This is a genomic window from Burkholderia sp. BCC0506, assembly GCF_902833145.1.
Taxonomy (GTDB): Bacteria; Pseudomonadota; Gammaproteobacteria; order Burkholderiales; family Burkholderiaceae; genus Burkholderia.
In genome coordinates, this window is the sequence record NZ_CADFEN010000006.1 from 222,978 (window position 1) to 247,738 (window position 24,761).

The 24,761-nt window shown below is 69.0% G+C and carries 23 protein-coding genes; 16 read left to right on the forward strand and 7 right to left on the reverse strand.

Annotated features, from left to right (window positions below):
* Positions 1 to 38: 38 nt before the first annotated feature.
* Complete coding sequence (locus HWX62_RS16070) at positions 39 to 1,115, reverse strand: MBL fold metallo-hydrolase (protein ID WP_175927976.1); 1,077 nt, start codon at positions 1,113 to 1,115, stop codon at positions 39 to 41.
* A gap of 303 nt (positions 1,116 to 1,418) precedes the next feature.
* Here HWX62_RS16070 and aceK point away from each other — a divergent pair, with 303 nt between their 5' ends.
* The 9 genes from aceK to bioB all read left to right on the forward strand — a co-directional run bounded on the left by aceK (position 1,419) and on the right by bioB (position 11,479).
* The gene (gene aceK, locus HWX62_RS16075) at positions 1,419 to 3,236 is read left to right on the forward strand and encodes a bifunctional isocitrate dehydrogenase kinase/phosphatase (RefSeq protein ID WP_175927977.1); all 1,818 of its coding nucleotides are present in this window, start codon (positions 1,419 to 1,421) and stop codon (positions 3,234 to 3,236) included.
* Positions 3,237 to 3,291: 55 nt separating this feature from the next.
* Positions 3,292 to 4,059 carry a carbonate dehydratase gene (gene can / locus HWX62_RS16080; RefSeq protein WP_175927978.1) on the forward strand — a complete coding sequence of 256 codons (768 nt, stop codon included), beginning with the start codon at positions 3,292 to 3,294 and terminating at the stop codon, positions 4,057 to 4,059.
* 113 nt (positions 4,060 to 4,172) lie between these two features.
* On the forward strand, positions 4,173 to 4,850 hold the full coding sequence (locus tag HWX62_RS16085) for an SDR family oxidoreductase (protein WP_175927979.1): 678 nt from the start codon (positions 4,173 to 4,175) through the stop codon (positions 4,848 to 4,850).
* Between the two features lie 38 nt (positions 4,851 to 4,888).
* Positions 4,889 to 5,323, forward strand: a complete 435-nt coding sequence (locus tag HWX62_RS16090) for a YchJ family protein (protein WP_175927980.1) — start codon at positions 4,889 to 4,891, stop codon at positions 5,321 to 5,323.
* A gap of 106 nt (positions 5,324 to 5,429) precedes the next feature.
* On the forward strand, positions 5,430 to 6,698 hold the full coding sequence (locus HWX62_RS16095; RefSeq protein WP_175927981.1) for a CocE/NonD family hydrolase: 1,269 nt from the start codon (positions 5,430 to 5,432) through the stop codon (positions 6,696 to 6,698).
* 469 nt (positions 6,699 to 7,167) lie between these two features.
* Positions 7,168 to 8,514, forward strand: coding sequence for an adenosylmethionine--8-amino-7-oxononanoate transaminase (gene bioA, locus HWX62_RS16100; protein ID WP_175927982.1), 1,347 nt, complete (start codon positions 7,168 to 7,170; stop codon positions 8,512 to 8,514).
* The gene (bioF, locus tag HWX62_RS16105) at positions 8,511 to 9,698 is read left to right on the forward strand and encodes an 8-amino-7-oxononanoate synthase (RefSeq protein WP_175927983.1); all 1,188 of its coding nucleotides are present in this window, start codon (positions 8,511 to 8,513) and stop codon (positions 9,696 to 9,698) included. Before bioA ends, bioF begins: the two co-directional genes overlap by 4 nt.
* On the forward strand, positions 9,695 to 10,417 hold the full coding sequence (bioD, locus tag HWX62_RS16110; RefSeq protein WP_175927984.1) for a dethiobiotin synthase: 723 nt from the start codon (positions 9,695 to 9,697) through the stop codon (positions 10,415 to 10,417). Before bioF ends, bioD begins: the two co-directional genes overlap by 4 nt.
* A 42-nt stretch (positions 10,418 to 10,459) precedes the next feature.
* Complete coding sequence (gene bioB / locus HWX62_RS16115) at positions 10,460 to 11,479, forward strand: biotin synthase BioB (RefSeq protein WP_175927985.1); 1,020 nt, start codon at positions 10,460 to 10,462, stop codon at positions 11,477 to 11,479.
* An 80-nt stretch (positions 11,480 to 11,559) separates the two neighbouring features.
* On the opposite strand, the gene HWX62_RS16120 is transcribed toward bioB, so the two are convergent.
* On the reverse strand, positions 11,560 to 12,477 hold the full coding sequence (locus HWX62_RS16120) for a LysR family transcriptional regulator (RefSeq protein WP_006483476.1): 918 nt from the start codon (positions 12,475 to 12,477) through the stop codon (positions 11,560 to 11,562).
* A gap of 259 nt (positions 12,478 to 12,736) precedes the next feature.
* Here HWX62_RS16120 and HWX62_RS16125 point away from each other — a divergent pair, with 259 nt between their 5' ends.
* From HWX62_RS16125 to HWX62_RS16150, 6 genes are all read left to right on the forward strand, one after another.
* Complete coding sequence (locus HWX62_RS16125; RefSeq protein ID WP_006483471.1) at positions 12,737 to 13,519, forward strand: 5-oxoprolinase subunit PxpA; 783 nt, start codon at positions 12,737 to 12,739, stop codon at positions 13,517 to 13,519.
* 22 nt (positions 13,520 to 13,541) lie between these two features.
* Positions 13,542 to 13,784 carry an acetyl-CoA carboxylase gene (locus HWX62_RS16130; RefSeq protein WP_175927986.1) on the forward strand — a complete coding sequence of 81 codons (243 nt, stop codon included), beginning with the start codon at positions 13,542 to 13,544 and terminating at the stop codon, positions 13,782 to 13,784.
* Between the two features lie 4 nt (positions 13,785 to 13,788).
* Entirely contained in the window at positions 13,789 to 15,246 is a 1,458-nt protein-coding gene (locus HWX62_RS16135; RefSeq protein ID WP_175927987.1) for an acetyl-CoA carboxylase biotin carboxylase subunit, read from the forward strand.
* Entirely contained in the window at positions 15,243 to 16,118 is an 876-nt protein-coding gene (locus HWX62_RS16140; RefSeq protein ID WP_175927988.1) for an allophanate hydrolase subunit 1, read from the forward strand. The genes HWX62_RS16135 and HWX62_RS16140 overlap by 4 nt, the downstream gene beginning before the upstream one ends.
* Positions 16,108 to 17,103: a biotin-dependent carboxyltransferase family protein gene (locus HWX62_RS16145; protein WP_006483468.1), complete on the forward strand. Its 996-nt coding sequence runs from the start codon at positions 16,108 to 16,110 to the stop codon at positions 17,101 to 17,103. Before HWX62_RS16140 ends, HWX62_RS16145 begins: the two co-directional genes overlap by 11 nt.
* Before the next feature lie 221 nt (positions 17,104 to 17,324).
* The gene (locus tag HWX62_RS16150) at positions 17,325 to 18,680 is read left to right on the forward strand and encodes an allantoin permease (protein ID WP_175927989.1); all 1,356 of its coding nucleotides are present in this window, start codon (positions 17,325 to 17,327) and stop codon (positions 18,678 to 18,680) included.
* A 24-nt stretch (positions 18,681 to 18,704) separates the two neighbouring features.
* Here the strand turns inward: HWX62_RS16150 and HWX62_RS16155 are convergent, their stop codons facing one another.
* The 5 genes from HWX62_RS16155 to HWX62_RS16175 form a co-directional block, all read right to left on the reverse strand.
* The gene (locus HWX62_RS16155) at positions 18,705 to 19,784 is read right to left on the reverse strand and encodes a suppressor of fused domain protein (RefSeq protein ID WP_175927990.1); all 1,080 of its coding nucleotides are present in this window, start codon (positions 19,782 to 19,784) and stop codon (positions 18,705 to 18,707) included.
* Between the two features lie 61 nt (positions 19,785 to 19,845).
* The gene (locus tag HWX62_RS16160; protein WP_175927991.1) at positions 19,846 to 20,571 is read right to left on the reverse strand and encodes a copper homeostasis protein CutC; all 726 of its coding nucleotides are present in this window, start codon (positions 20,569 to 20,571) and stop codon (positions 19,846 to 19,848) included.
* Positions 20,572 to 20,667: 96 nt separating this feature from the next.
* Positions 20,668 to 20,922, reverse strand: a complete 255-nt coding sequence (locus HWX62_RS16165) for a hypothetical protein (protein ID WP_175927992.1) — start codon at positions 20,920 to 20,922, stop codon at positions 20,668 to 20,670.
* Entirely contained in the window at positions 20,919 to 21,305 is a 387-nt protein-coding gene (locus HWX62_RS16170; protein ID WP_175927993.1) for a hypothetical protein, read from the reverse strand. The genes HWX62_RS16165 and HWX62_RS16170 overlap by 4 nt, the downstream gene beginning before the upstream one ends.
* 151 nt (positions 21,306 to 21,456) lie before the next feature.
* Entirely contained in the window at positions 21,457 to 22,743 is a 1,287-nt protein-coding gene (locus tag HWX62_RS16175) for an EAL domain-containing protein (RefSeq protein ID WP_175927994.1), read from the reverse strand.
* Positions 22,744 to 23,042: 299 nt separating this feature from the next.
* Here HWX62_RS16175 and HWX62_RS16180 point away from each other — a divergent pair, with 299 nt between their 5' ends.
* Positions 23,043 to 24,710, forward strand: a complete 1,668-nt coding sequence (locus tag HWX62_RS16180; protein WP_175927995.1) for a Na+/H+ antiporter — start codon at positions 23,043 to 23,045, stop codon at positions 24,708 to 24,710.
* The last annotated feature ends 51 nt before the right edge of the window (positions 24,711 to 24,761 follow it).

A 24,761-nucleotide genomic window follows, 5' to 3' on the forward strand; every position in this document is an offset into this window, starting at 1 on the left:
ATGATGAACAACCTGTTCCCACTCCGCAACCGGCAAACTCAGGCCCGCGCGAAGCGAATCATCCCGTCGTCGCCCTGCTCGCGCACGAGTTCGCCCGCGAGCCACAGCAGGTTCAGGTGCGCGAGCGCCTCGCCGAGCGCGAACGTCATCTGGTGGATGTCGAGCTCGCGGCGGCGGAACATGATCGGCACGATGTCGGCGGCACTCATCGGCTGCTCCGCGCAGGCGACGCGCACTTCGGCCAGGCGCGCATCGTGGTGTTCGCGCAGCTGCGCGACACGCGTGCGCACGCCGCGGAACGGCTTGCCGTGCGACGGCAGCACGAGCGTGCCGGGTGCCATCGTCTCGTAGCGGCCGAGCGATTCGAGGTACAGCGCAAGCGGGTTCGCTTCCGGCTCGAGGTCGAACACCGACACGTTGGTCGAAATGCGCGGCAGCACCATGTCGCCCGAAATCAGCACGCCGTCGGCTTCGCTGTGGAGCGCGCAATGTTCAGGCGAATGGCCGAAGCCGGTGACGACGCGCCACGTGCGCGCGCCGATCGTCACCGCGTCGCCGTCGCGCAGGCGCCGGTAGCGCGGCGGCACGGCCGGCACGAGATCCGAGTAGTAGCTGCGGCGGTTGCGCAGCTTGTCGAGCGCGGCCGGATCGGTCAGCCCGTGGCGCGCGAAGTGCTCGGCGGCAGCCGCGCCGCCGGCGTTCGACCCGTTGCCGGCCGCCATCAGGCAGCCGAACAGGTATTCGCCGAGCGTCATCCACAGCCGCACGTTCCAGCGGCCCTTGTCGCCGCCCTCGCACAGCCAGTTCGCCAGGCCGAAGTGATCGGGGTGGCAGTGCGTGACGAGCACGCGCAGCACGGGCAAGCCGTCGAGCTGCGTGTCGAAGATCTGCTCCCAGTGCGTGCGGATCGCGTCCGACGCGATCCCGCAATCGACGATCGTCCAGCCGGCCTGCCCGTCGATCTCGTCGCGCAGCAGCCAGAGATTGATGTGATCGAGCGAGAACGGCAGCGGCATGCGCAGCCAGCGCACGCCGGGCGCGACCTCGAACGTGTCGCCCACGGCGGGCAGCGTATCGGCGAAGGGGTAGTCGAGTTGGTGTTCCAGGGCGTTCATCGGTGGGGCGTCTCGTCGTTATCGTGCGAATGCGCGCCGGCGGCAGGCCGCGGCGGGCGGTGCGTCGATTCTATCGCCGTCGCGCGAAACGCGTGACCGGCGCCCTGCCGCCCGCCAAAAAAGTTCGTGCCAGAATCGGTCCCGTACCCGTATCTTTACGCGAAGATGCACCGAACGGCGCCCAACGACGACCAACACGCCGATTGAAGACCGCTCGCGCCTCGCCGCGGAAGTCATTGAAACGCCGACTTGGGCGCTAAAATGGCGAGTGCTTACAGCCCCTCCCGAACGAGCCTGCACGCGATGAATCACTTCCCCAAACTGCTGTCGTCGCAGATCGGTTTCGACGTCGCGCAGACGATGCTCGAATACTTCGATCGCCATTACCGGATCTTCCGCGAAGCGGCGGTCGACGCGAAGACGCTGTACGAGCGCGGCGACTGGCACGGGCTGCAGCGGCTCGCGCGCGAGCGGATCACGTCGTACGACGAGCGCGTGAAGGAATGCGTCGAGGTGCTGGAGGACGAATACGACGCGGAGAACATCGACGACGAAGTGTGGCAGCAGATCAAGCTGCACTACATCGGCCTGCTCACGTCGCACCGCCAGCCCGAGTGCGCGGAAACCTTCTTCAATTCGGTGTGCTGCAAGATCCTGCACCGCTCGTATTTCAACAACGATTTCATCTTCGTGCGCCCGGCGATCTCGACCGAGTATCTGGAGAACGACGAGCCGGCCGCGAAACCGACGTACCGCGCGTACTATCCGGGCACCGACGGGCTCGCGGTCACGCTCGAGCGCATCGTCACGAACTTCCAGCTCGAGCCGGCGTTCGAGGATCTCACGCGCGACATCGGCTGCGTGATGCAGGCGATCGACGACGAATTCGGCCACTTCGACGCAGCGCCGAATTTCCAGATCCACGTGCTGTCGTCGCTGTTCTTCCGCAACAAAAGCGCGTACATCATCGGCCGCATCATCAACGCCGACCGCGTGCTGCCGTTCGCGGTGCCGATCCGCCACGTGCGCCCGGGCCTGCTCGCGCTCGACACCGTGCTGCTGCGCCGCGAGCAACTGCAGATCATCTTCAGCTTCTCGCATTCGTACTTCCTCGTCGACATGGGCGTGCCGTCCGCGTACGTCGAGTTCCTGTGCACGATCATGCCGGGCAAGCCGAAGGCCGAGATCTACACGTCGGTGGGGCTGCAGAAGCAGGGCAAGAACCTGTTCTACCGCGACCTGCTGCACCACCTGTCGCATTCGAGCGACCGCTTCATCATCGCGCCCGGCATCAAGGGCCTCGTGATGCTCGTGTTCACGCTGCCGTCGTTCCCGTACGTGTTCAAGATCATCAAGGATCACTTCCCCCCGCCGAAGGAAACGACGCGCGCGCAGATCATGGAGAAGTACCAGCTCGTGAAGCGCCACGACCGCCTCGGGCGGATGGCCGACACGCTCGAGTATTCGAGCGTCGCGCTGCCGCTCGCGCGGCTCGATCACGCGCTCGTGCGCGAACTCGAGAAGGAAGTGCCGTCGCTGCTCGAATACGAGGACGACAACCTCGTGATCAAGCACCTGTACATCGAGCGCCGGATGACGCCGCTGAACCTGTACCTGCAGAACGGCAGCGACGCGGACGTCGAGCACGGCGTGAAGGAATACGGCAACGCGGTGAAGGAGTTGATGAAGGCGAACATCTTCCCCGGCGACATGCTGTACAAGAACTTCGGCGTCACGCGCCACGGCCGCGTCGTGTTCTACGACTACGACGAGATCGAATACCTGACCGACTGCAACGTGCGGCGCGTGCCGCCGCCGCGCAACGAGGAAGACGAGCTGTCCGGCGAACCGTGGTATACCGTCGGCCCGCACGACATCTTTCCGGAAACCTACGGGCCGTTCCTGCTCGGCGACCCGCGCGTGCGCGACGTGTTCATGAAGCATCATGCGGACTTCTTCGATCCCGCGCTGTGGCAGGCGAGCAAGGACAAGCTGATGCAGGGCGAACTGCCCGATTTCTATCCATACGACGCAGCCCTGCGCTTTTGCGTGCGCTACCCCGCGCGCTACGGCGAGACGGGCCGCGACGACGGCGCGGGCGACGCGCAGCGCGCCGCCTGACGCCGGCGACACCGAAACCGATATCGACCGATTTCCGCCAACGGAAGCCACACCGATGACTACCCAAGACAATCCGCTTTCACATCTGTTCGACAACAACGATGCCTGGGTCAAGCGCCAGCTCGCCGACGATCCCGATTTCTTCGCGCGGCTCGCCGACCAGCAGGCGCCGGAATATCTGTGGATCGGCTGCTCGGATTCGCGCGTGCCGGCGAACCAGATCATCGGCCTGCCGCCGGGCGAAGTGTTCGTGCATCGCAACATCGCGAACGTCGTCGTGCACAGCGACCTGAACTGCCTGTCGGTGATCCAGTTCGCGGTCGACATCCTGCGCGTGAAGCACATCATGGTCGTCGGCCACTACGGCTGCTCGGGCGTGAACGCGGCGCTGCACAACCGCCGTGTCGGCCTCGCGGACAACTGGCTGCATCACGTGCAGGACGTGCGCGAGCGCCATGCGGCGCTGCTCGACGAATGGCCCGTCGGCGAAGCACGGTACCGCCGCCTGATCGAGCTGAATGCGATCGAACAGGTCGTCAACGTGTGCCGCACCACGATCGTCAACGACGCATGGGCACGCGGCCAGTCGCTCACCGTGCACGGGCTCGTGTACGGCGTGCACGACGGGCGGATGCGCAACCTCGGGATGTCCGTGTCGAACTTCGACGCGCTCGACGCAACCTACAAGCGCTGCGTGGCGGCGCTGACCGCACGCGGCCAGCACGCGCCCGACAACGACATGGTCGCGGCGGACGCCGCGCGGCTCGAAGGCGTCGCGCAGGCGGTCGCCGCCACGCTGAAGCCGTGCGACGACGCGCAGTAATGCGCCAGTGACGCGCCAGCCGCCTGGCGGCGGCTGCCATGCGGACGCGGCACGCATCGGACGGATCTGACACCGGCACTGCCTCGGCGGCGCCAACCAAAGGAGCGACGGGCATGAAAACCGTATTGATCGTCGGCGCATCGCGCGGCCTCGGCCGCGAATTCGTCCGGCAATACCGGCGCGATGGCTGGAACGTGATCGCCACCGCGCGCGACGCGGCGTCGCTCGACGCGCTGCGCGCGCTCGGCGCGCAGGCGCATGCGCTCGACATCGCGCAGCCCGAACAGATCGCCGCGCTCGGCTGGAAGCTCGACGGCGAGCGGCTCGATGCGGCCGTGCTCGTGTCCGGCGTGTACGGGCCGCGCACCGAAGGCGTCGAGACGATCACCGCCGAGGATTTCGACGCGGTGATGCATACCAACGTGCGCGGGCCGATGCAGTTGCTGCCGATCCTGCTGCCGCTCGTCGAGGACGCGCGCGGCGTGCTGGCCGTCGTGTCGAGCCGGATGGGCAGCATCGCCGAGGCGACCGGTACGACCGGCTGGCTGTACCGCGCGAGCAAGGCCGCGCTGAACGACGCGTTGCGTATCGCCTCGCTGCAGACGCGCCATGCGGCGTGCATTTCGCTGCATCCCGGCTGGGTGCGCACCGACATGGGCGGCGCGCAGGCCGCGATCGATCCGGAAACGAGCGTGACCGGCATGCGTCGCGTCATCGCCGAATCCGGCTCGGACGTGTCGCAGGCGAATGGTCGGTTCTTCCAGTACGACGGCGTCGAGCTGAGCTGGTGAGCGCGCCGGTAACCGGACGTTGTTAATTCACATTTCGCATGATTTTGAACCGACCCGACGCGTGCCCGTGCGGCGGCGCGTCCCCCGCGCCGGCCAGGACGCCGGCGCCACGCTATGCGGCCTGCTGCGGCCGCTTCATCGATGGCGGGCAAGCCGCCCCGACCGCACTCGAGTTGATGCGTTCGCGGTACAGCGCGTACGTGCTCGGCGCGACCGATTACCTGCGCGCGACGTGGGCCGCGCGCACCTGCCCGCCCGATCTCGACACCGACCCCACGGCGCCGGACGCGCCGCGCTGGCTCGGTCTCGCGGTCAAACGCCACGTGCCGCTCGACGACCGGCATGCGGAGGTCGAATTCGTGGCCCGCTACAAGGTCGGCGGACGCGCGTACCGGCTGCACGAGACGAGCCGCTTCGAGCGCGACGAGCAGGGATTCTGGCGCTATGTCGACGGTGAAGTAAGTGAACGCTGACAAATAGTTGCCGTGTCAGACGCCGGGTTATTCCCGCATTGCACAACCCGATTTTGTCGGGCTAGGATGACCTCGAATTGGTCATGTTGCATGGCAGGGCTTACGAATGGCGTTCAGCAAGGTATTGGTGGGATGGATGGCGGCCTGTGCGCTGTCGGCCGCTCAGGCCGGTACGCTGCCGAGCGCCAATACGGGTGCGGGCGCCGCCGGGTCGCTCGCCCACGCCGAGCACTTCGACTACGCCGACTCGAACCTGCCGCAGGTCGCCGCCGACCTGAACGAACAGATTCTCCGCATTCCGGCCGACGCGTCGGGCGCCGTCACGCTCGAGGCCACGCTCTTCAAGCCGAACGGCCCCGGCCCGTTCCCGCTCGTCGTCTTCAACCACGGTAAAAATACCGGCGATCTCCATCAGCAGCCGCGCAGCCGGCCGCTCGCGTTCGCGCGCGAATTCGTGCGCCGCGGCTATGCGGTGATCGCGCCGAATCGCCAGGGCTTCGCCGGTTCGGACGGCACGTATCAGCAGGAAGGCTGCAACGTCGGCAAGAACGGCCTCGCGCAGGCCGCCGACGTCGATGCGACGGTGCGCTACATGTCGCGCCAGCCGTACGTCGATGCGTCGCGCATCGTCGTCGCCGGCACGTCGCATGGCGGGCTCGTGTCGGTCGCCTACGGCACCGAAGCCGCGGCGGGCGTGCGCGGCATCATCAACTTCTCCGGCGGACTGCGCCAGGACCTCTGCGACGGCTGGCAGCGCAACCTCGTCGACGCGTTCGACCAGTACGGCGCGCACACGGCCGTGCGGTCGCTGTGGCTGTACGGCGACAACGATTCGGTGTGGACGCCCGCGCTCGTCGCGCAAATGCACGATGCGTACGTGTCGCACGGCACGCAGGCGCAATTCATCGATTTCGGCCGCTACAAGGACGACGCCCATCGGCTGATCGTCGACCGCGACGGCGTGCCCGTGTGGTGGCCGGCCGTGCACGCGTTCCTCGCCGAACTGAACCTGCCGACCGCGGTGCGCTATGCGGTCGTAAGCCCGCACGAGCCGAAGGCCAGCGGCTATGCGTCGATCGACGCGGTCAACGCGGTGCCGTACGTCGACGAAGCCGGCCGCGAAGGCTATCGCCGCTTCCTGAACCAGCATCCGAGCCGCGCGTTCGCGGTGTCGTCGGAAGGCGCGTGGTCGTGGGCCGAAGGCGGCGACGATCCGATGGCGCTCGCGCTCGACAACTGCGCGAAGCAAGGCGCGGGCACGTGCCGGCTGTATGCGGTCAACGATCGCGTCGTGTGGAACGACAACACGACGCAGACGGCCGACAACGGCGACGCCACCCGCGACACCGATACGCGCGCACTGGCTTCGCGCTGACGACCGACGCGCGGCAGGTCGTACGCCGCACGCGCTGTTCCGCCTTTTCGCTTCCGTTGCCGTTCTCCCGATCGCACGCTTGTCGTGCGGCTCGTCGCATGCCGTTCGGCCAGCCTGATTGCGTGCCGATTCCCCCTGCCGTTCCACGACCATCCGTCGCGCACGACGCCCCGCCCGCCGGTAATGCGCTTCGTTCCCCGATTTTTCGCCCGCGCGCCGCGCGCCGCCCCACGATTTTTTCTGTCGGGGGGTGTCACTCGAACGTCGTCATCTGCACGCATTTCACCCGATCCGCCGCGTTCCGTTCCGAGCGCCCCCGAACTGCGCCGAACTCCCGCCCAGCAAGGCTGTGCGGCGTTTGTAACCGCTAGTGCAACGTCCGGCGGAACACGCTAATCTCTGCGCGTTTCGTATCCCGCCGCGCGGCGCCCGTCGATACCGCGCGGCCGTTTTACCCCCCGGAGTCGCCTTGAGTACGCCAGCCACCGACGACTGGGTCGCGCGCAGCCTGCGCGCGGTCTGGCATCCCTGCACCCAGATGAAGCATCACGAGCGCCTGCCGCTCGTCCCCGTCGCGCGCGGCGCGGGCGTATGGTTGTACGACCGCGACGGCCGCCGCTACTTCGACGCGATCAGCTCGTGGTGGGTCAACCTGTTCGGCCATGCGAACCCGGACATCAACGCGGCGCTGAAGGACCAGCTCGACACGCTCGAGCACGCGATGCTCGCCGGCTGCACGCATGAACCCGCGATCGAGCTTGCCGAACGGCTGCACGCGCTCACCGCGCGCACGCTCGGCCACGCGTTCTTCGCGTCGGACGGCGCGTCGGCCGTCGAGATCGCGCTGAAGATGAGCTTCCACGCGTGGCGCAATCGTGGCCGCGCGAACAAACAGGAATTCGTCTGCGTCGCGAACAGCTATCACGGCGAGACGATCGGCGCGCTCGGCGTGACCGACGTCGCGCTGTTCAAGGATGCGTACGACCCGCTGATCCGCCACGCGCACGTGGTCGCGTCGCCCGATGCGCGCGGCGCGCTGCCGGGCGAGACGGCCGCCGACGTCGCGGGCCGCGCGCTCGCGGACGTGCGGCGCCTGTTCGTCGAACGCGGCGACCGGATCGCCGCGCTGATCGTCGAGCCGCTCGTGCAGTGCGCGGCCGGCATGGCGATGCACGATCCGTCATACGTGCGCGGGCTGCGCGCGCTGTGCGACGAATTCGGCGTGCACCTGATCGCCGACGAGATCGCGGTCGGCTGCGGCCGCACAGGCACCTTCTTCGCGTGCGAGCAGGCCGGCGTCTGGCCCGATTTCATGTGCCTGTCGAAAGGGATCAGCGGCGGCTACCTGCCGCTGTCGCTGGTGCTCACGCGCGACGACGTGTTCGCGGCGTTCTACGACGACGACACGACGCGCGGCTTCCTGCACTCGCATTCGTACACCGGCAACCCGCTCGCGTGCCGCGCGGCCGTCGCGACGCTCGACCTGTTCGCGCGCGACGACGTGCTCGCGCGCAACGCCCGCAAATCGGCGACGCTGCGCGCGGCGCTCGCGCCGCTCGACGCGCATCCGCACGTGCGCCACCTGCGCGAGCGCGGCACGCTGTTCGCGTTCGACGTCGCGCTCGGCGACGACGCGGCGCGCGGCTTCTCGCGGCGCTTCTTCGAACACGCGCTGACGCGCGAACTGCTGCTGCGCCCGATCGGCACGACCGTGTACCTGATGCCGCCGTACGTGATGAGCGACGACGACATCGCATGGCTCGCGCAGCGCACGCGCGACACGCTCGACGCCACGCTGGAGGACCTCGGCCGATGAGCCTGCTCGACACCCTGCAACGCGGCCTCGCCGAGCTCGACGCACAAGGGCTGCGCCGCGTGCGCCGCATCGCCGACACCGCGTGCGACGCGCGCATGACCGTGAACGGCCGCCAGATCGTCGGCTTCGCGAGCAACGACTACCTGGGCCTCGCCGCGCATCCGGCGCTCGTCGCCGCGTTCGCGGAAGGCGCGCAGCGCTACGGCTCCGGCAGCGGCGGCTCGCACCTGCTCGGCGGCCATTCGCGTGCGCACGCCAGACTGGAAGACGAACTCGCGGGCTTCGCGGGCGGCTTCTCCGATGCGCCGCGCGCGCTGTACTTCAGCACCGGCTACATGGCGAACCTCGCCGCGATGACGGCGCTCGCCGGCAAGAGCGCGACGATCTTCTCCGACGCACTGAACCACGCGTCGCTGATCGACGGCATGCGGCTGTCGCGCGCGAACGTGCAGGTCTATCCGCACGCCGATACGGCCGCGCTCGCCGCGCTGCTCGACGCATCGGACGCCGAAACGAAGCTGATCGTCAGCGACACCGTGTTCAGCATGGACGGCGACATCGCGCCGCTCGCCGAGCTCGTCGCGCTGGCCGAGCGCCACGGCGCGTGGCTCGTCGTCGACGATGCGCACGGCTTCGGCGTGCTCGGCCCACAGGGCCGCGGCGCGCTCGCGGCCGCCGCGCTGCGTTCGCCGCATCTGGTGTACGTCGGCACGCTCGGCAAGGCGGCCGGCGTCGCCGGCGCGTTCGTGATCGCGCATGAAACCGTGATCGAATGGCTGATCCAGCGCGCGCGCAGCTACATCTTCACGACGGCCGCGCCGCCGGCCGTCGCGCATGCGGTCTCGGCGAGCCTGAAGGTGATCGCGGGCGACGAAGGCGACGCGCGCCGCGCGCACCTCGCCGCGCTGATCGAGCGCACGCGCGCGCTGCTGCGCAACACGCGCTGGCAGCCGGTCGATTCGCACACGGCCGTGCAGCCGCTCGTGATCGGCAGCAACGACGCGACGCTCGCGGCGATGCGCGCGCTCGACGCGCACGGCCTGTGGGTGCCCGCGATCCGGCCGCCGACGGTGCCGGCCGGCACGTCGCGGCTGCGCGTGTCGCTGTCGGCCGCGCATTCGTTCGACGATCTCGCGCGGCTCGAAGCCGCGTTGATCGAGGCCAGCGAGGAGGCTGCGGCATGACCACCGTCCCGCTCTCCGTCTTCGTCACCGGCACCGACACCGAAATCGGCAAGACCTTCGTGTCGGCCGCGATGCTGCACGGCTTCGCGCGGCACGGCCTGCGCGCGGCCGCACTGAAGCCGGTCGCGGCCGGCGCGTACGAACGCGACGGCGTCTGGCGCAACGAGGATGCGGACCAGCTCGATGCCGCCGCGAACGTCGTGCTGCCGCCCGAGCTGCGCACGCCGTTCCTGCTGAAAGCGCCGGCCGCGCCGCACATCGTCGCCGCGCAGGAAGGCGTGACGCTCGACCTCGACACGATCGTCGCGTGCCATCGCGAAGCGATGACGCGCGCGGACGTCGTCGTCGTCGAAGGCGTCGGCGGCTTTCGCGTGCCGCTGAACGACACGCAGGACACCGCCGATCTCGCGGTCGCGCTCGGCCTGCCCGTCGTGCTCGTCGTCGGCGTGCGGCTCGGCTGCATCAGCCACGCACTGCTGACGGCCGACGCGATACGCCAGCGCGGCCTCACGCTCGCGGGCTGGGTCGCGAACCACGTCGACCCGGCCATGTCGTTCGCCGACGAGAACGTCGCGACGATCGGCGACTGGCTCGCGCGCGAGCACCGCGCGCCATTGCTCGGCCGCATCGCGCACATGACGCCGGCCGCCCCCGAATCCGCCGCGGCGATGCTCGACATCGCCGCGCTCGTCGAGTCGCTGCGCGCCGCGCGGCATTGACCCCACCGATCCCCCCAATCCCGCCCAGGACAGGAAAACGAAATGACCCAAGCCCAGACCGCCGCCGTGCAACCCGACGCGATCCCCGTAGCGGCGCCGACGCCGCAGCGCTGGCGCGTCGCCGACGTCGTCGCGCTGTTCGAGCTGCCGTTCAACGACCTGATGTTCCGCGCGCAGCAGGTGCATCGCGAGCACTTCGACGCGAACGCGGTGCAGCTGTCGACGCTGCTGTCGATCAAGACGGGCGGCTGCGAGGAAGATTGCGGCTACTGCTCGCAGTCGTCGCACCACGACACGGGCCTGAAGGCCGAGAAACTGATGGACGTCGACGCGGTGCTCGACGCCGCGCGCGCGGCCAAGGCGAACGGCGCGAGCCGCTTCTGCATGGGCGCCGCGTGGCGCAACCCGAAGGAGCGCCACATGCCGGCGCTGACCGAAATGGTGCGCGGCGTGAAGGAGCTCGGCCTCGAGACCTGCATGACGCTCGGCATGCTCGAGGACGAACAGGCGCAGCAGCTCGCCGACGCGGGCCTCGACTACTACAACCACAACCTCGACACGTCGCCGGAGTTCTACGGCCAGGTGATCTCGACGCGTACGTACCAGGACCGCCTCGACACGCTCGACCGCGTGCGCGACGCGGGCATCAACGTGTGCTGCGGCGGCATCATCGGGATGGGCGAATCGCGCCGCGAACGCGCGGGCCTGATCTCGCAGCTCGCGAACCTGAACCCGTATCCGGAATCGGTGCCGATCAACAACCTGGTCGCGATCGAAGGCACGCCGCTCGAAGGCACGGCGCCGCTGGACCCGTTCGAGTTCGTGCGCACCATCGCGGTCGCGCGCATCACGATGCCGAAGGCCGTCGTGCGCCTGTCGGCCGGCCGCGAGCAGCTCGACGACGCGATGCAGGCGATGTGCTTCCTCGCCGGTGCGAACTCGATGTTCTACGGCGACCAGCTGCTGACGACGAGCAACCCGCAGACGCAGCGCGACCGTGCGCTGTTCGAGCGCCTCGGGATTCGCGCGAGCCAGGCCGACGCGCTGTCGGAAAACGCGTAAGCGGTGACGGCCCGGGGGGCCGCGCCCGCCAATGAAAAAGCCGGGGCGCGCCCCGGCTTTTTCACGCCCGCGCGCACGGCTCAGGTCGCGCCGCCCAGTGCGCGCGGCTCCATGAATGTGTGCCGGAAATAGTCGCGCACCGCGTGCATCGCGGGACTCAGCTCGATGTTCTTGCGCCACGCGAGGCCGACGCTCATCGGCGGCACCGGGTCGCGCAGCACGATCGTCTCGATGCGCCGCCCTTCGAGCGACCACGGGCGATACACCATGTCGGACAGGATCGCGACACCGCTGCCGTTCGCGACCATGCTGCGCACCGCCTCGACCGACGAGGTGCGCAGGATCACGTTCGGCCGGTACGGCGTCTCGTTCCAGTAACGCAGCGCGGTCTGCCCGGCCTCGTCCACCGTCAGCATCACGAACGGCTCGTGCGCGACCTCCGCGAACGTGACGCTCTCGCGCCGCAGCAGCGGATGATGCGCGCCGACCCACAGCCTGCGCACCGAATGGATCACCGGCTCCAGCACGAGCTCCGGATTCGACACGTTCGACGTGAGCAGCACGGCCATGTCGTAGCGGCCCGCGATCAGCCCTTCCTCGATCGACTCGCGGTTCAGCTCGTGCAGGTGGATCGTCAGGCGCGGATAGAGCGTATTGAGCCGCAGCACGTGATGCGGCAGGAAGTAGCCGAGCACCGTGTAGCTCGCGGCGATCGCGAGCGTGCCGGTCAGCGTGCTTTCGAGATTCGGGATCCGCATCGCCTCGTCGACCGACGACAGGATCGTGTACGCGTGATTGAGAAAACGCCGCCCGGTATCGGTCAGCGTCACGCCCGCCGACGTGCGCACGAACAGCTGCGTGCCGAGACTGTCCTCCAGTTCCTTGATCGCGCTCGTCACGGCCGACTGCGAGATGGTGAGCTGGATCGCGGCCTGCGAGATCTGTCCGAGCTCGGCGGTCGCGACGAAGTACTTGAGCTGTCTGAGCGTCAGGGCCATGCGCGGTGGAAAACTGATGGGGGCATGGCAACCATCATATCAACCGTCCGTTTCGCGGCAATCCGGGCCCGCCCGACCCGCGCGCATCCGCCTGCCGCGGCGCCGGGCGGCCGCTTCCGGCGATATCTGAAAAATCGATACGCTCGCATATAAAAATAGAACTATTTTGACGCACCCCGCACGGCTAACCTGCGTTCAGCACGGTGTCGACACGCGCTGCGGCGCACGCGAAACCGGAGAACCTGGAGGAACGAACCGTATGAGGAAGCACAGTGTCGACCTGAATTCGGACATGGGCGAAGGCTTCGGCCCGTGGACGATCGGCGACGGCGTCGACGAGCAGATCATGCCGCTCATCAGCTCGGCGAACATCGCCACCGGTTTTCATGCCGGCGACCCGAACATCATGGCGCGCACGGTGCAGCTCGCGCGCGACGCCGGCGTCGGGATCGGCGCGCATCCGGGCTTTCGCGATCTGGCAGGCTTCGGTCGCCGCACGATCACCGAAACGCCGCAGGCGCTCGTCCACGACATCCTGTATCAGCTCGGCGCGCTGCGCGAGTTCGCGCGGCTCAACGGCGTGAGCCTGCAGCACGTCAAGCCGCACGGCGCGCTCTACATGCACGCGGCGGCCAACGAGGCGTTCTCGCGGCTGCTGATCGAGACGCTGCAGCGCGTCGATCCCGGCCTGTGGCTGTACTGCATGGAAGCGTCGGTCACGTATCGCGTGGCGAGGGAGTACGAACAGCCGGTGATCCGCGAGTTCTACGCCGATCGCGACTACGACCGCAGCGGCTCCATCGTGTTCACGCGCCGCGTCGGGCGCCTCGACCCGCAGCAGGTGGCCGACAAGGTGCTGCGTGCGTGCATCGACGGCAAGGTGCGCACGATCGACGGCGACGACATCGACATCGATTTCGATTCGGTCTGCATCCACAGCGACACGCCCGGCGCGCTCGAACTCGTGCGCGAAACGCGCGACGCGCTGGTCCGCGAAGGCATCCGGACCGCCGGCCCGCAACCGCTCGCCGCTCATCACTGAACCCGATTCAAGGAGACGCAAGATGGCATTGCACGACATCGTCAGCCCGCTGCCGGGCACGTTCTACCGACGCCCGTCGCCCGAGGCGGACTACTACGTCGCGGTGAATGCGACGGTCGCGGCCGGCGCGGTGGTCGGCCTCGTCGAAGTGATGAAGCAGTTCACCGAGATCGAAGCCGATGCGGCGGGCTGCGTCGTCGAGCTGCTCGTCGACGATGGCGAGCCGGTCGACGCCGGCCAGGTGCTGATGCGGATCGAGGGGTGATGCGATGAAGCCGGCAAACGCCCCCGACACCTTCTATCGACCGTCGCGGATCAAGACCGTGCTGGTCGCGAACCGCGGCGAAATCGCGGTGCGCGTGATCCGCGCGGCACGCGAGCTCGGCATGCGCGCGGTCGCCGTCGTCAGCGACGCGGACCGCGACAGCCTCGCCGCGCGCATGGCCGACGAAGCGATCCACATCGGGTCGTCGCATGCGGCGAAGAGTTATCTGAATCCGGCCGCGATCCTCGACGCCGCGCGGCAATGCGGCGCGGACGCGATCCATCCGGGCTACGGCTTCCTGTCCGAGAACGCGGCGTTCGCCGCGCAGGTCGAGGCGGCCGGGCTGATCTTCGTCGGCCCGGACGCGCACATAATCGCGACGATGGGCGACAAGGCCCGCGCACGCGAAACCGCGCGGCGTGCCAATGTGCCGACCGTGCCCGGCAGCGACGGTGTCGTGCAGTCGCTCGACGAGGCGCGGGAAGTCGCCGCGCGCATCGGCTATCCGATCATGATCAAGGCGGCCGCGGGCGGCGGCGGGCGCGGCATCCGCGTCGCGCACGACGCCGCGCAGCTCGACGCCGAACTGCCGCTCGCGCAGCGCGAGGCGCAGGCCGCGTTCGGCGACGGCGGCGTCTATCTCGAACGCTTCATCGCGCGGGCGCGGCACATCGAGGTGCAGGTGCTCGGCGACGGCCGCGACGTCGTCCACCTGTTCGAGCGCGAATGCTCGCTGCAGCGGCGCCGCCAGAAGATCCTCGAGGAAGCGCCGTCGCCGTCGCTCACGCCGGCGCAGCGCGACGCGCTGTGCGCGTCGGCCACGCGGCTCGCGCGCGAGGTCGGCTACCGCAGCGCGGGCACGCTCGAATACCTGTTCGACGATGCGCGCGGCGAGTTCTACTTCATCGAGATGAACACGCGCATCCAGGTCGAGCATCCGGTGACCGAGGCGATCACCGGCATCGATCTCGTGCGCGAAACGCTGCGCATCGCCGACGGCGAGCCGCTGCGATTCGCGCAGGCCGACATCGCGATGCGCGGCGCCGCGCTCGAATGCCGGATCAACGCGGAAGATCCGCTGCAGGATTTCCGCCCGAATCCGGGCCGGATCGACACACTGGTGTGGCCGACCGGCCCCGGCGTGCGCGTCGATTCGCTGCTCTACCCGGGCTACGTCGTGCCGCCGTTCTACGATTCGCTGCTCGCGAAACTGATCGTGCACGACGAGAGCCGCGCGGCCGCATTGCGGCGTCTGTCTCGCGCGCTCGGCGAGCTGCAGGTCGGCGGCCTGAAGACCACCGCGCCGCTGCACGTCGCGCTGCTCGCGGACGACGACGTGCGCGCGGGCCGCTATCACACGAATTTTCTCGAAGCGTGGATGCCGTCATGGCGCGAGGCCGCGACGGCCGCCGCCCGGCAGCACGAAACCGCGGACGCCGCGCGCGTCGGGGAGGCCCTGTGACGACCCGTTATACGTTCGGCGGCGACGAGTTCGTGTTCGTCGAGATCAGCGAGGCGATGTCGCTCGACGCCTTCTTCAAGGGCACGGCGATCACGCGCGAACTGCAGCGGCGCGCGGTGCCGGGCATCACCGAGATCTGTCCGGCGAACGCGTCCTACCAGGTGCGCTACGACCCGGACGTGATCGAGCCCGACACGCTCGTCACGCTGCTCAAGGCAATCGAGGCCAAGGTCGGCGACGCGCCGCTCGAACTCGATACCCGCATCGTCGAGGTGCCGGTGCTGTACAACGACCCGTGGACGCACGAGACGCTGATGCGGTTTCGCGAGCGTCACCAGGACCCGTCGTCGACCGACCTCGAATATGCGGCGCGGATCAACGGCAAGCGCGACGTCGACGACTTCATCGCCGCGCACTCGGGCTCGCCGTGGTTCGTGTCGATGGTCGGCTTCGTCGCCGGCCTGCCGTTCATGTACCAGATGGTCGAGCGCGAACGGCAGCTCGAAGTACCGAAATACCTGCGGCCGCGCACCGACACGCCGAAGCTGACGGTCGGCCACGGCGGCTGCTTCGGTTGCATCTACTCGGTGCGCGGCGCGGGCGGCTACCAGATGTTCGGCGTGACGCCGGCGCCGATCTTCGATCCCGCGCAGCGGCTCGACTACCTGCGCGATTTCATGGTGTTCTTCCGGCCCGGCGACATCGTGAAGTTCCAGCCGATCGATCGCGACGCCTATGACGCCGCGGTGGCGGCCGTCGAAGCGGGTACCTTCTCGCTGCGCGTGCGCCCCGTGAAATTCTCGCTCGACGCGTTCCGGCGCGATCCCGATGCGGTCAACCGTTCTCTCGTCGAGGTGCTGCATGCCCGCTGACGCGCACAACCTGATCGAGGTCGTGAAACCCGGCCTCGCGACGTCGGTCCAGGATACGGGCCGGCAAGGCTACTACCACGTCGGCATCCCGCCGTCGGGCTCGCTCGACCAGTACGCGTCGCGCGCGGCGAACCTGCTGGTCGGCAATCCGGAACAGGCGGCCGTGCTCGAATGCACGCTGCTCGGCCCGGAACTGCTGTTCCATGCGGACGCGCTGGTCGCCGTCACGGGCGCCGAGATGACCCCGAAGATCGACGGCGTCGGGCAGCGCTGCAACGTCGCGCTGTGGATTCGCGCGGGCAGCGTGCTGTCGTTCGCCTACGTGAAGGGCGGCGCCCGCGCGTACCTGGCCGTCGCGGGTGGCATCGACGTGCCGGTCGTGCTCGGCAGCCGCTCGACCTACACGCTCGGCGCGATCGGCGGCCACGCGGGCCGGCGCCTGCAGAAAGGCGACCGTTTGCCGATCGGCGCGGCGCGCGGCACGCTTCGCGAAGGGCGCGAACTGCCGGCGTCGGTCAGCCGGCCGCTGGACAGCCAAGTCGAACTGCGCGTGCTGCCGGGGCTGTACCACTACCGGCTCACCGACGCGTCGGCGCACACGTTCTTCGATGACGAATGGACGGTCGCGCCCGAGGCGGACCGCATCGGCTACCGCTACAAGAACGGCCGGCCGCTGCAGTTCCGGCCGCGCGAGCAGCCGTTCGGCGCCGGGGCCGATCCGTCGAACATCGTCGACGCGTGCTATCCGATCGGATCGATCCAGGTGCCGGCCGGGGTCGAGCCGATCATCCTGCATCGCGATGCGGTGTCGGGCGGCGGCTACGCGACGATCGGCACGGTCATCAGCGCCGACATGGACCTGATCGGCCAGATGCAGCCGAACCATCGCGCGCGCTTCGTGCGCGTGACGATGGCCGACGCGCTCGCCGCGCGCCGCGAGTATCAGCGGCGCCTCGCGCTGCTGCGCGCCGTACTGAAGGACTGAGCGCCACGCGCCCGGCCGCCGCGCCGGGCGCCGTGCGCCGCCCTCCGCTTTCATCCTTCGCTTCCGTTTCCCGTCCGTGCGGCCGCGCGCGGCACGGCGGGGACGCTTGCGCGCCGTTTTCGCCGGACCGGTTGCCCGCCCCGACGTCGGGGCAACCCCGCGGATCGCATGTGCCGCGGCCCAGACGTCGTCCGCTGTTTTGCTCATCGAGGAGCACGCTCATGGCCAACCTGGCTCAGGCCCGCACCGACGAGGATCTCGACCTGTCGACGCTCGCCATTCCCGATCACGCACGCATGCCGCCCTTTTCGCTGACGATGGCGTGGTGGGCCGTCTGCAGCGCGGTGTTCTATATCGTCGTCGGCGCGACGCTCGCACTCACCTACGGCGCGCGCAACGCGCTGATCGGGATGGCACTGTCGGTCGTCTCGTACGGCATCGTCAATTCGATCATCAGCCGCTACGCGATCCGTACCGGCCTGTCGGTCGCGCTGTTCTCGCGCGTGCTGTTCGGCAGCGCGGGCGCGGCGCTCGCGACGCTGATCTTCTTCGCGACGGCGATCTACTACGCGGTGTTCGAGGGCTCGGTGATCGCGGTCGCCGCGCATCACCAGTTTCCGGCGCTCGACTACAAGTGGGCCGCGCTGATCGTCGTCTGCTACAGCGTGCCGCTCGTGTTCGGCAGCGTGCAGCACTGGCTCGACAAGTTCAACGGCGTGCTGCTGCCGTTCTACCTGTTCGGGTTGCTCGCGGCGGTCGGGCTCGCGACGGCCGAGTACGGCTATCACGCCGAGTGGCTCGATTTGGGGCCGGCGGGCGGCGCCCCGGCCGGCGGCTGGTGGCAGTGCTTCGTCTACTACATGGGCGTATGGGTGCTGATGATGTTCACGTTCGACTACGCGCGCTTCGGCCGCAAGGCCGACGCCCGCTATCACGGCCGCTTCAACTTCGGGATGCCGTTCTACCTCGTCACGTTCCTCGTCAACGGCGCGGCCGGCATCTATCTCGTCAGCACGATTCCCGGGCTCGGCACGCTGTCGGAAGTGTCGGTCGTGCTCGCGCTGCTGAAGCTGATGGGCGTGTGGGGGCTGCTGTTCGTGTGGGTCACGCAGTCGCGCATCAATACCGCGAACTACTACCTCGCGACCGTCAACATGCAGGCGTTCTTCCAGAAGGTCGCGGGGCTGCGCGCGCCGAAATTCGTGTGGGCGGTCGTGGTCGGCGCGGTCGTCTATGCGCTGATGATGGCCGACATCTTCTCGCGGATTCTGCAAGCGCTCGCGTACCAGGGCATCTTCGTCGTCGCGTGGGTCGGCGTCGCGCTCGCGCACATCCTGTCGGCGCGCTACGGGCAGCTCGTCGGCGACGACGTCGAATGCCGCGACGCGCACGTGCCGGTGTTCAATCCGGGCGGCCTGACCGCGTGGTTCGCGGGCGCGTTCGCGGGGCTCGCGCTGAACCAGGCGACCGGGTTCGCCGCGTCGCTGTCGGCGCCGGCCACCTTCGTCGTGTCGTGGCTCGTCTATCGCGCGCTGCTCGGCACCGCGAAGCGGACCTGGTTCGTGCGCAACACGTGACGCGCCGCGGCTCGGGCGCCGGCCCTAGCCGATCGTCTGCACCGGATGGCCCTGCGCGTCGCGGATCACCGTCGGCTCGACCCGCCAGCGCACGCCGTCGAGCCCGTCGATCGCATACTCGCCGGCGCGCGGCTTCAGCGTGCGCGCCAGCGCCTGCACCGTCGCGTCGGAGAGCCGCAGCGTCAGCGTGCCGTCTTCGTCGCTCACGCCGTTCGCGTCGCCGCGCACGAACCGCACCGCGCCGTCGTGACCGACGAGGCGAAACGGCCGGTCGAACGGCAGCCGCAGCGGCAGTAGCGTGACGAGTTCGTCGACCTGCCGCGCGCCGACGGTGATCTCGATCACCGGCGCGCGCAGCAGCCGCTTGCGGGTGCCCCAGCCGAGCACGTCGGTGAACAGGTAACCGCTCGCCGAGCCGTCGCGCTGCGTGCCCGCGTCGACCTGCTCGCGCACGTCCGCGCGTTCGAGCAGCGACGCGCGGCCGAGATCGGTCACCCACAGCGGCATGTGCGGCAGCAGCGTGTCGAGCAGCGCCCGCGTGCGCCAGCGCTTCGCGGCGCGTTCCTCGTCGAGCGTCAGCCCGACGACCTGCAGGAACGCGAGACGGCCGTGCGGCGTGTCGATCGCCGGCAACTCCGGATCGAACGCGAAGCCCATCGAGCAGAGCGCCGTATCGGTATCGAGCGCGATCGGGCCGTTGGCCGTCATCCAGTGGCCGTCGTCGAACGCGTTGCCGCTCTGGAACACGTAGCGCGCGAGATTCTGCAGGAAGCTGAAGACCCAGCGCGGCGGCTCGTCGTCGCCAGCCACGCACGCGACGCGCATCGTCAGCTCGAAGCCGAAGCCGCTGACGGCCGGATCGTCCGACTCCTTCGCATACAGCTCGCTCAGCCCGTACGTGACGAAATGCCAGTGCGGCACGGGTGCCGCGCGCCGCCACACGCTGATCCCGTCGAGCGGATCGGGGCCGCCGAGCCGCCACTTGACCAACGTGCCGTAGTGCTTCGGCTCCTGGCCCGGATAAAGGCGCGCGAGCGCGGCGTCGATCGCGTCCCAGCCGGGCGCGGCATCGTCGTCCGCGCCGTCGTGCGTGGCGTCCGTCATGTGGCCCGCTCTCCCCGATGATGTCGTGTCGTGTTTGTGTCGTGCGGTGTCGGAACGTACGTCACACGTGCGACGCCGCGCCGTCGAGCGCCGCGCGCACGCGTTCGACGCGCTGCGCGTCGACGGGCGCCAGCACCTCGCCGCGCGGCCGCACGCCCGAGCCGAAATGCACCGCGCGCACGCCGGTGGCGCGCACGAAATCGCCGACCGCGTCGATCGTGAGCCCGGAGCCTGCCAGCACCGTGCAGGTCGTGCCCGCCGACTGCCGCACGAGCCGCGTGATCGTCGCGACCGCATCGAGCACCGACGGATGGCCGCCCGACGTCAGCACGGACGTGACGGCCGGCACGCGCAGCAAGGCGTCGAACGCGGCGTTCAGGTCGCGCGCGACGTCGAATGCGCGGTGGAACGTGAGCGCGCGCCCGTCCGCAGCGGCAGCAATGCGGGCCAGCGCGCCGAGATCGACGTCGCCGTGCGCATCGAGCGCACCAAACACGACGCCGTTCGCGCCGGCCGCGACGGCCGCGCGCACGTCGCGCTCGATCACGCGCAGGTCGTCGGCGTCATAGACGAACGAGCGGCTGTGCGGACGCACGATCACGTTGACGGGAATCGGCACCGCGGCCACGACGGCCTCGATCAGGCCGACGCTCGGCGTCAGCCCGCCTTCGGTGATCGCGGTCACGAGTTCGAGGCGGTCGGCGCCCGCGCGGGCGGCAACCTTCGCATCGCCGACGGTCGTGGCGATCACTTCGAGGAGAACGGAAGAAGCGGCGTGTCGGTTCATGGGCGGCCCGCGAATCGTCTGGACAATTCGCGCATCCTAGCCGAGCCGCGTGACGGACGCCAGCGTGCCGGCGGCCGCGTATTTCAGCCCAGTACGTCAGCCGCGCCGCATGAGCCAGACGCCTGCTTCGGGCACGAAGCGGAACATCCGCGCGTTGGAGTACGCGCCCTGCTGCTGCATCACGTCGACGATCGCCGGCATGAGCACGAGCATCGCCCAGCCGATCATCCCGAACGCGGCCGTCGCGCCCGCCTGGCCGACTTTCATGAACGCGGCCATCTGCGCGGCGACCACGCAGAAGCCGGCGACCGAGACCAGCACGATCGCCAGCACGTTGCGCACGACGCTCACGCGAGCGCCTGCCGGAAATACGCAGTCGCGGGGCGTCGGAACAGCAGGTAGATGAACAGCGCGAACAGCAGGAAACCGGGGATCAGCGCCACGAACAGCGACTTCGGCATGTTGACGAACGAAAATGCGAAGCCGAACGCGGACGTCGCGATGTACGCGTTGCGCGACCACTCGCGCCCCTTGAGGATCGCGAAGCCGATCACGACGTTCGCGGCTTCGACGATCACGCTGATGCCGAGCGTGGCCCAGACGGGCAGCAGGTAATGCGACAACAGCGCCTGGGTGGTCGGCATGCCGATCGAGAACGGCGTATAGACGCAGGTGATCGCGTTGGTCACGATGATGATCCACGCGAGGATGGTCAGCGAAACCGGTCGTTTCATGGTGTTTTCCTTTTTTATTCGCCGCCATGGTGGCCCCCCGGACGGCGCGAGCGCGGTCACGACGGCCGCGCTCGCGCATTGTCGGGGAAGCGCGCGGCGAACGCAAAGGCTGCCTCCGCGCCGCCGCTCGCCGCATCCGGGCCGTGTGCCGCTACGCCGCTTGCGCGTCCTCGTCGGTCCAGTCGATATCGCCGCACAGCACGCGCTGCGCATCGCCGACCCGCACGGCCACCGACAGCGTCACGCACGGCTGCGCCTCGTTGATCGACAGGTACGGCCGCGTGACCTGCACGCGCCCCGGTTCGGCGATCGCCGAGCGGAAATACGGCCGGCGCAGCCAGTTCGCGCCCTGCGCGTCCGCCAGCGGCGAAAAACGCGCCTCGGCGAGCGCGCGATCGGCGCGCAGCACGACGTTGCGGCCCGACTGCCGGCCCTGCGCATCGAGCAGGAAGCAGCGCGCGGCCGCATCGAGCGCGAGGAAATTCCAGCACACCTCGTCGAGCGGCTCGCCGGCCGCGAGGCGCTCGGCCGCCCGCTCGAACGCGCGCAGGTACGGTGCGAGCCGCTGCGTGTCGCGCCGCTCGCGCGCTTCGGTCTGCTGACGAAAGCGCTCGGTCAGCTCGCCGATGCAGCCGGTCGCCGTCGCGCTGTCGGGCAGCCCCGGCGCCGGGCGGCCGAAGTAGTAGCCCTGCACGAAATCGGCCTCGCACGACAGCGCGATCTGCGCCTCGTGCTCGGTCTCGATTCCTTCGACGAGCACGAGCTTGCCGGCCTCGTGCAGCAGCGTCACGAGCCCGTGCAGGATCGCGGTGAGCCCGGTGCGGTGCGCCGCGTGCGACAGCATGATCCGGTCGAGCTTCACGATGTCCGGATTGAGCTGCCAGATCCGTTCGAGGTTCGAGTGGCCCGCGCCGAAATCGTCGAGCGCGATCAGGAAGCCGTGCGTGCGGAATTCGCGGACGGCCTCCGCGAGCCGTTCGACGTCTTCCGCGCGCTGTTCGAGCACTTCGAGCACGATGCGCCGCGGCGGCATGCCGAGCCGCTTCAGGTTCGCGAGCAGCGCGGCCGCCTGGAACGGGTCGGTGAGCACGCCCGGATGGACGTTGAGAAACAGCCACTCGCGCTCGGCGCCGAGCAGCGCGAAGTTCTCCAGATGCAGCGCCTGCGCGAGCCGGTCGAGCTGCAGCAGTTCGTCCCGGCGCGCGGCTTCGCCGAACACGTCGAGCGGCGACACGGGGCGGTCGAGCGCATCGTGCGCGCGCAGCAGCGCCTCGTAGCCCACCGCACGCTGGTGCGACAGGCTGAATATCGGCTGGAACACGGTCGTGAGCGTCAGGTCGCGGTGCTGCGTCGCCAGCCGTTCGAAGCCGGAGCTCATCTCCCGCTCGAACCGGTACGGCGACGCGGCGGCCGGACGCTCCTGTTGCACGATCGTCATGCCTTCCTCCTGGTGATGCAGTCGAACGCGACGTCCGGCGAAACGGACGACGAACGGGACGGCGCGCGCAATGTCATGGTTGGACCCTCGGTTGCCCGGCGCGGAGCCGGGCGGCTGCTCTCCATCAAGCAAGCTCCGTGCAAGGTGCGCAACACCCATGCGCCATGCGGCGCGCCGGGCAGCCGCACCACCGTGGCGCGCCGCCGGCGCACCATATCCGTGCGCACGCACCGGCCGCTCGAGCGCATCCGTCGCGTCGTCACGCTACACTCCGTACGATCGTTTCATTCCCCGTATCGATGGAAATCGTTTTCACAGTCCTCATTCTGCTGCTGACCGTCGCGCTGTCCGGCGCGGTCACGCGCCTCCTGCCGTTGCAACTGCCGCTGCCGCTGATGCAGATCGCGTTCGGCGCGATGCTCGCGTGGCCGAAGCTGAACCTGCACGTCACGTTCGATCCCGAGATCTTCATGCTGCTGTTCATTCCGCCGCTGCTGTTCGCGGACGGCTGGCGGATTCCGAAGCGCGAGCTCTACCTGCAGCGCCGCGCGATCCTGATGCTCGCGTTCGGGCTCGTGTTCATGACGGTACTCGCAGTGGGCTACTTCGCCCACTGGCTGATTCCCGAGTTGCCGCTGCCGATCGCGTTCGCGCTCGCGGCCGTGCTGTCGCCGACCGATGCGGTCGCGCTGTCGGGCATCGCCGGCAAGGGTCGCATCCCGCCGCAACTGATGCACATCCTCGAAGGCGAGGCGCTGATGAACGACGCGTCGGGCCTCGTCGCGCTGAAGTTCGCGATCGCGGCCGCGCTGACGGGCGTGTTCTCGCTGCGCGCCGCGTCCGTCACGTTCGTGATCGTCGCGGCCGGCGGGCTCGCGACGGGCGCGATCGTGTCCTGGCTGTTCAGCGCGCTGTCGACACGCTTCCTGAACGCCGAACAGGAAGGCGACCCGGCGCCCGGCATCGTGATGACGCTGCTGGTGCCGTTCGCGGCCTATCTGTTCGCCGAGCACCTCGACCTGTCGGGCGTGCTCGCGGCCGTGTCGGCCGGGATGATGATGAATTACACGAGCTTCTCGCGCAAAAGCACCGTCGCGTCGCGCGTGCGCGCCGAAAGCACGTGGGCGATGATCGAGTTCGTGTTCAACGGCATGGTGTTCATCATGCTCGGGCTGCAGTTGCCGCACATCATCGGCCGCGCGCTCGTCGACGCGCACCATACGAGCGACGCGCTGGTCGGCCGCATGATCTTCAACGTATGCGCGATGATGCTCGCGCTCTATGCGATCCGCTTCCTGTGGGTGTGGCTGCTGCGCTGGTTCGCGAGCCGCCGCGCGGCGCGCCACGGCCTCGCCGGCACGATGGCCGGCGTGCGCACGATCGCGGTGATGACGGTCGGCGGCGTGCGCGGCGCGGTCACGCTCGCCGGCGTGCTGTCGATCCCGGTCGCGCTGTCCGACGGCGCGCCGCTGCCGGGGCGCGACACCGCGATCTTCATCGCGTCGGCCGTGATCCTCGGCTCGCTGATCGTCGCGGTGATCGGCCTGCCGCTGCTGCTGCGCGGCGTGCGCTCGACGCGCAACCCGCTCGGCGACGAGGAGCGCATCGCACGCTCGGCCGCCGCGCAGGCCGCGATCCGCGCGATCGATTCGTCGCACGACGCGATTTCGGCCGATCTCGACGAATCGGGCGCCGCGCGCTGCGCGGACATCTCCGCGCGCGTGATGGACCAGTATCGCCGCCGGCTGGCCGCGCTGGCCGACGACGGCCCCACGCCGCGCGCGGAAGCGAAGCAGGCCGAAACGATGGAGTTGCAGATGCGGATCGCGGCCGTGCGCGCGGAACGCTCGGCGCTGTACCGGCTGCGCACCGACAGCAAGATTTCCGACGAAACGCTGACGAAGCTGCTTCGCGAGATCGACCTGTCGGAAACCGCGCTGTCGACGCGCAAGAAGGGCATTCTCTGACCGGCCGGCCGCGGCTCGCGCGCAGCCGCCGAGCAGCATAAAAAACGGCGA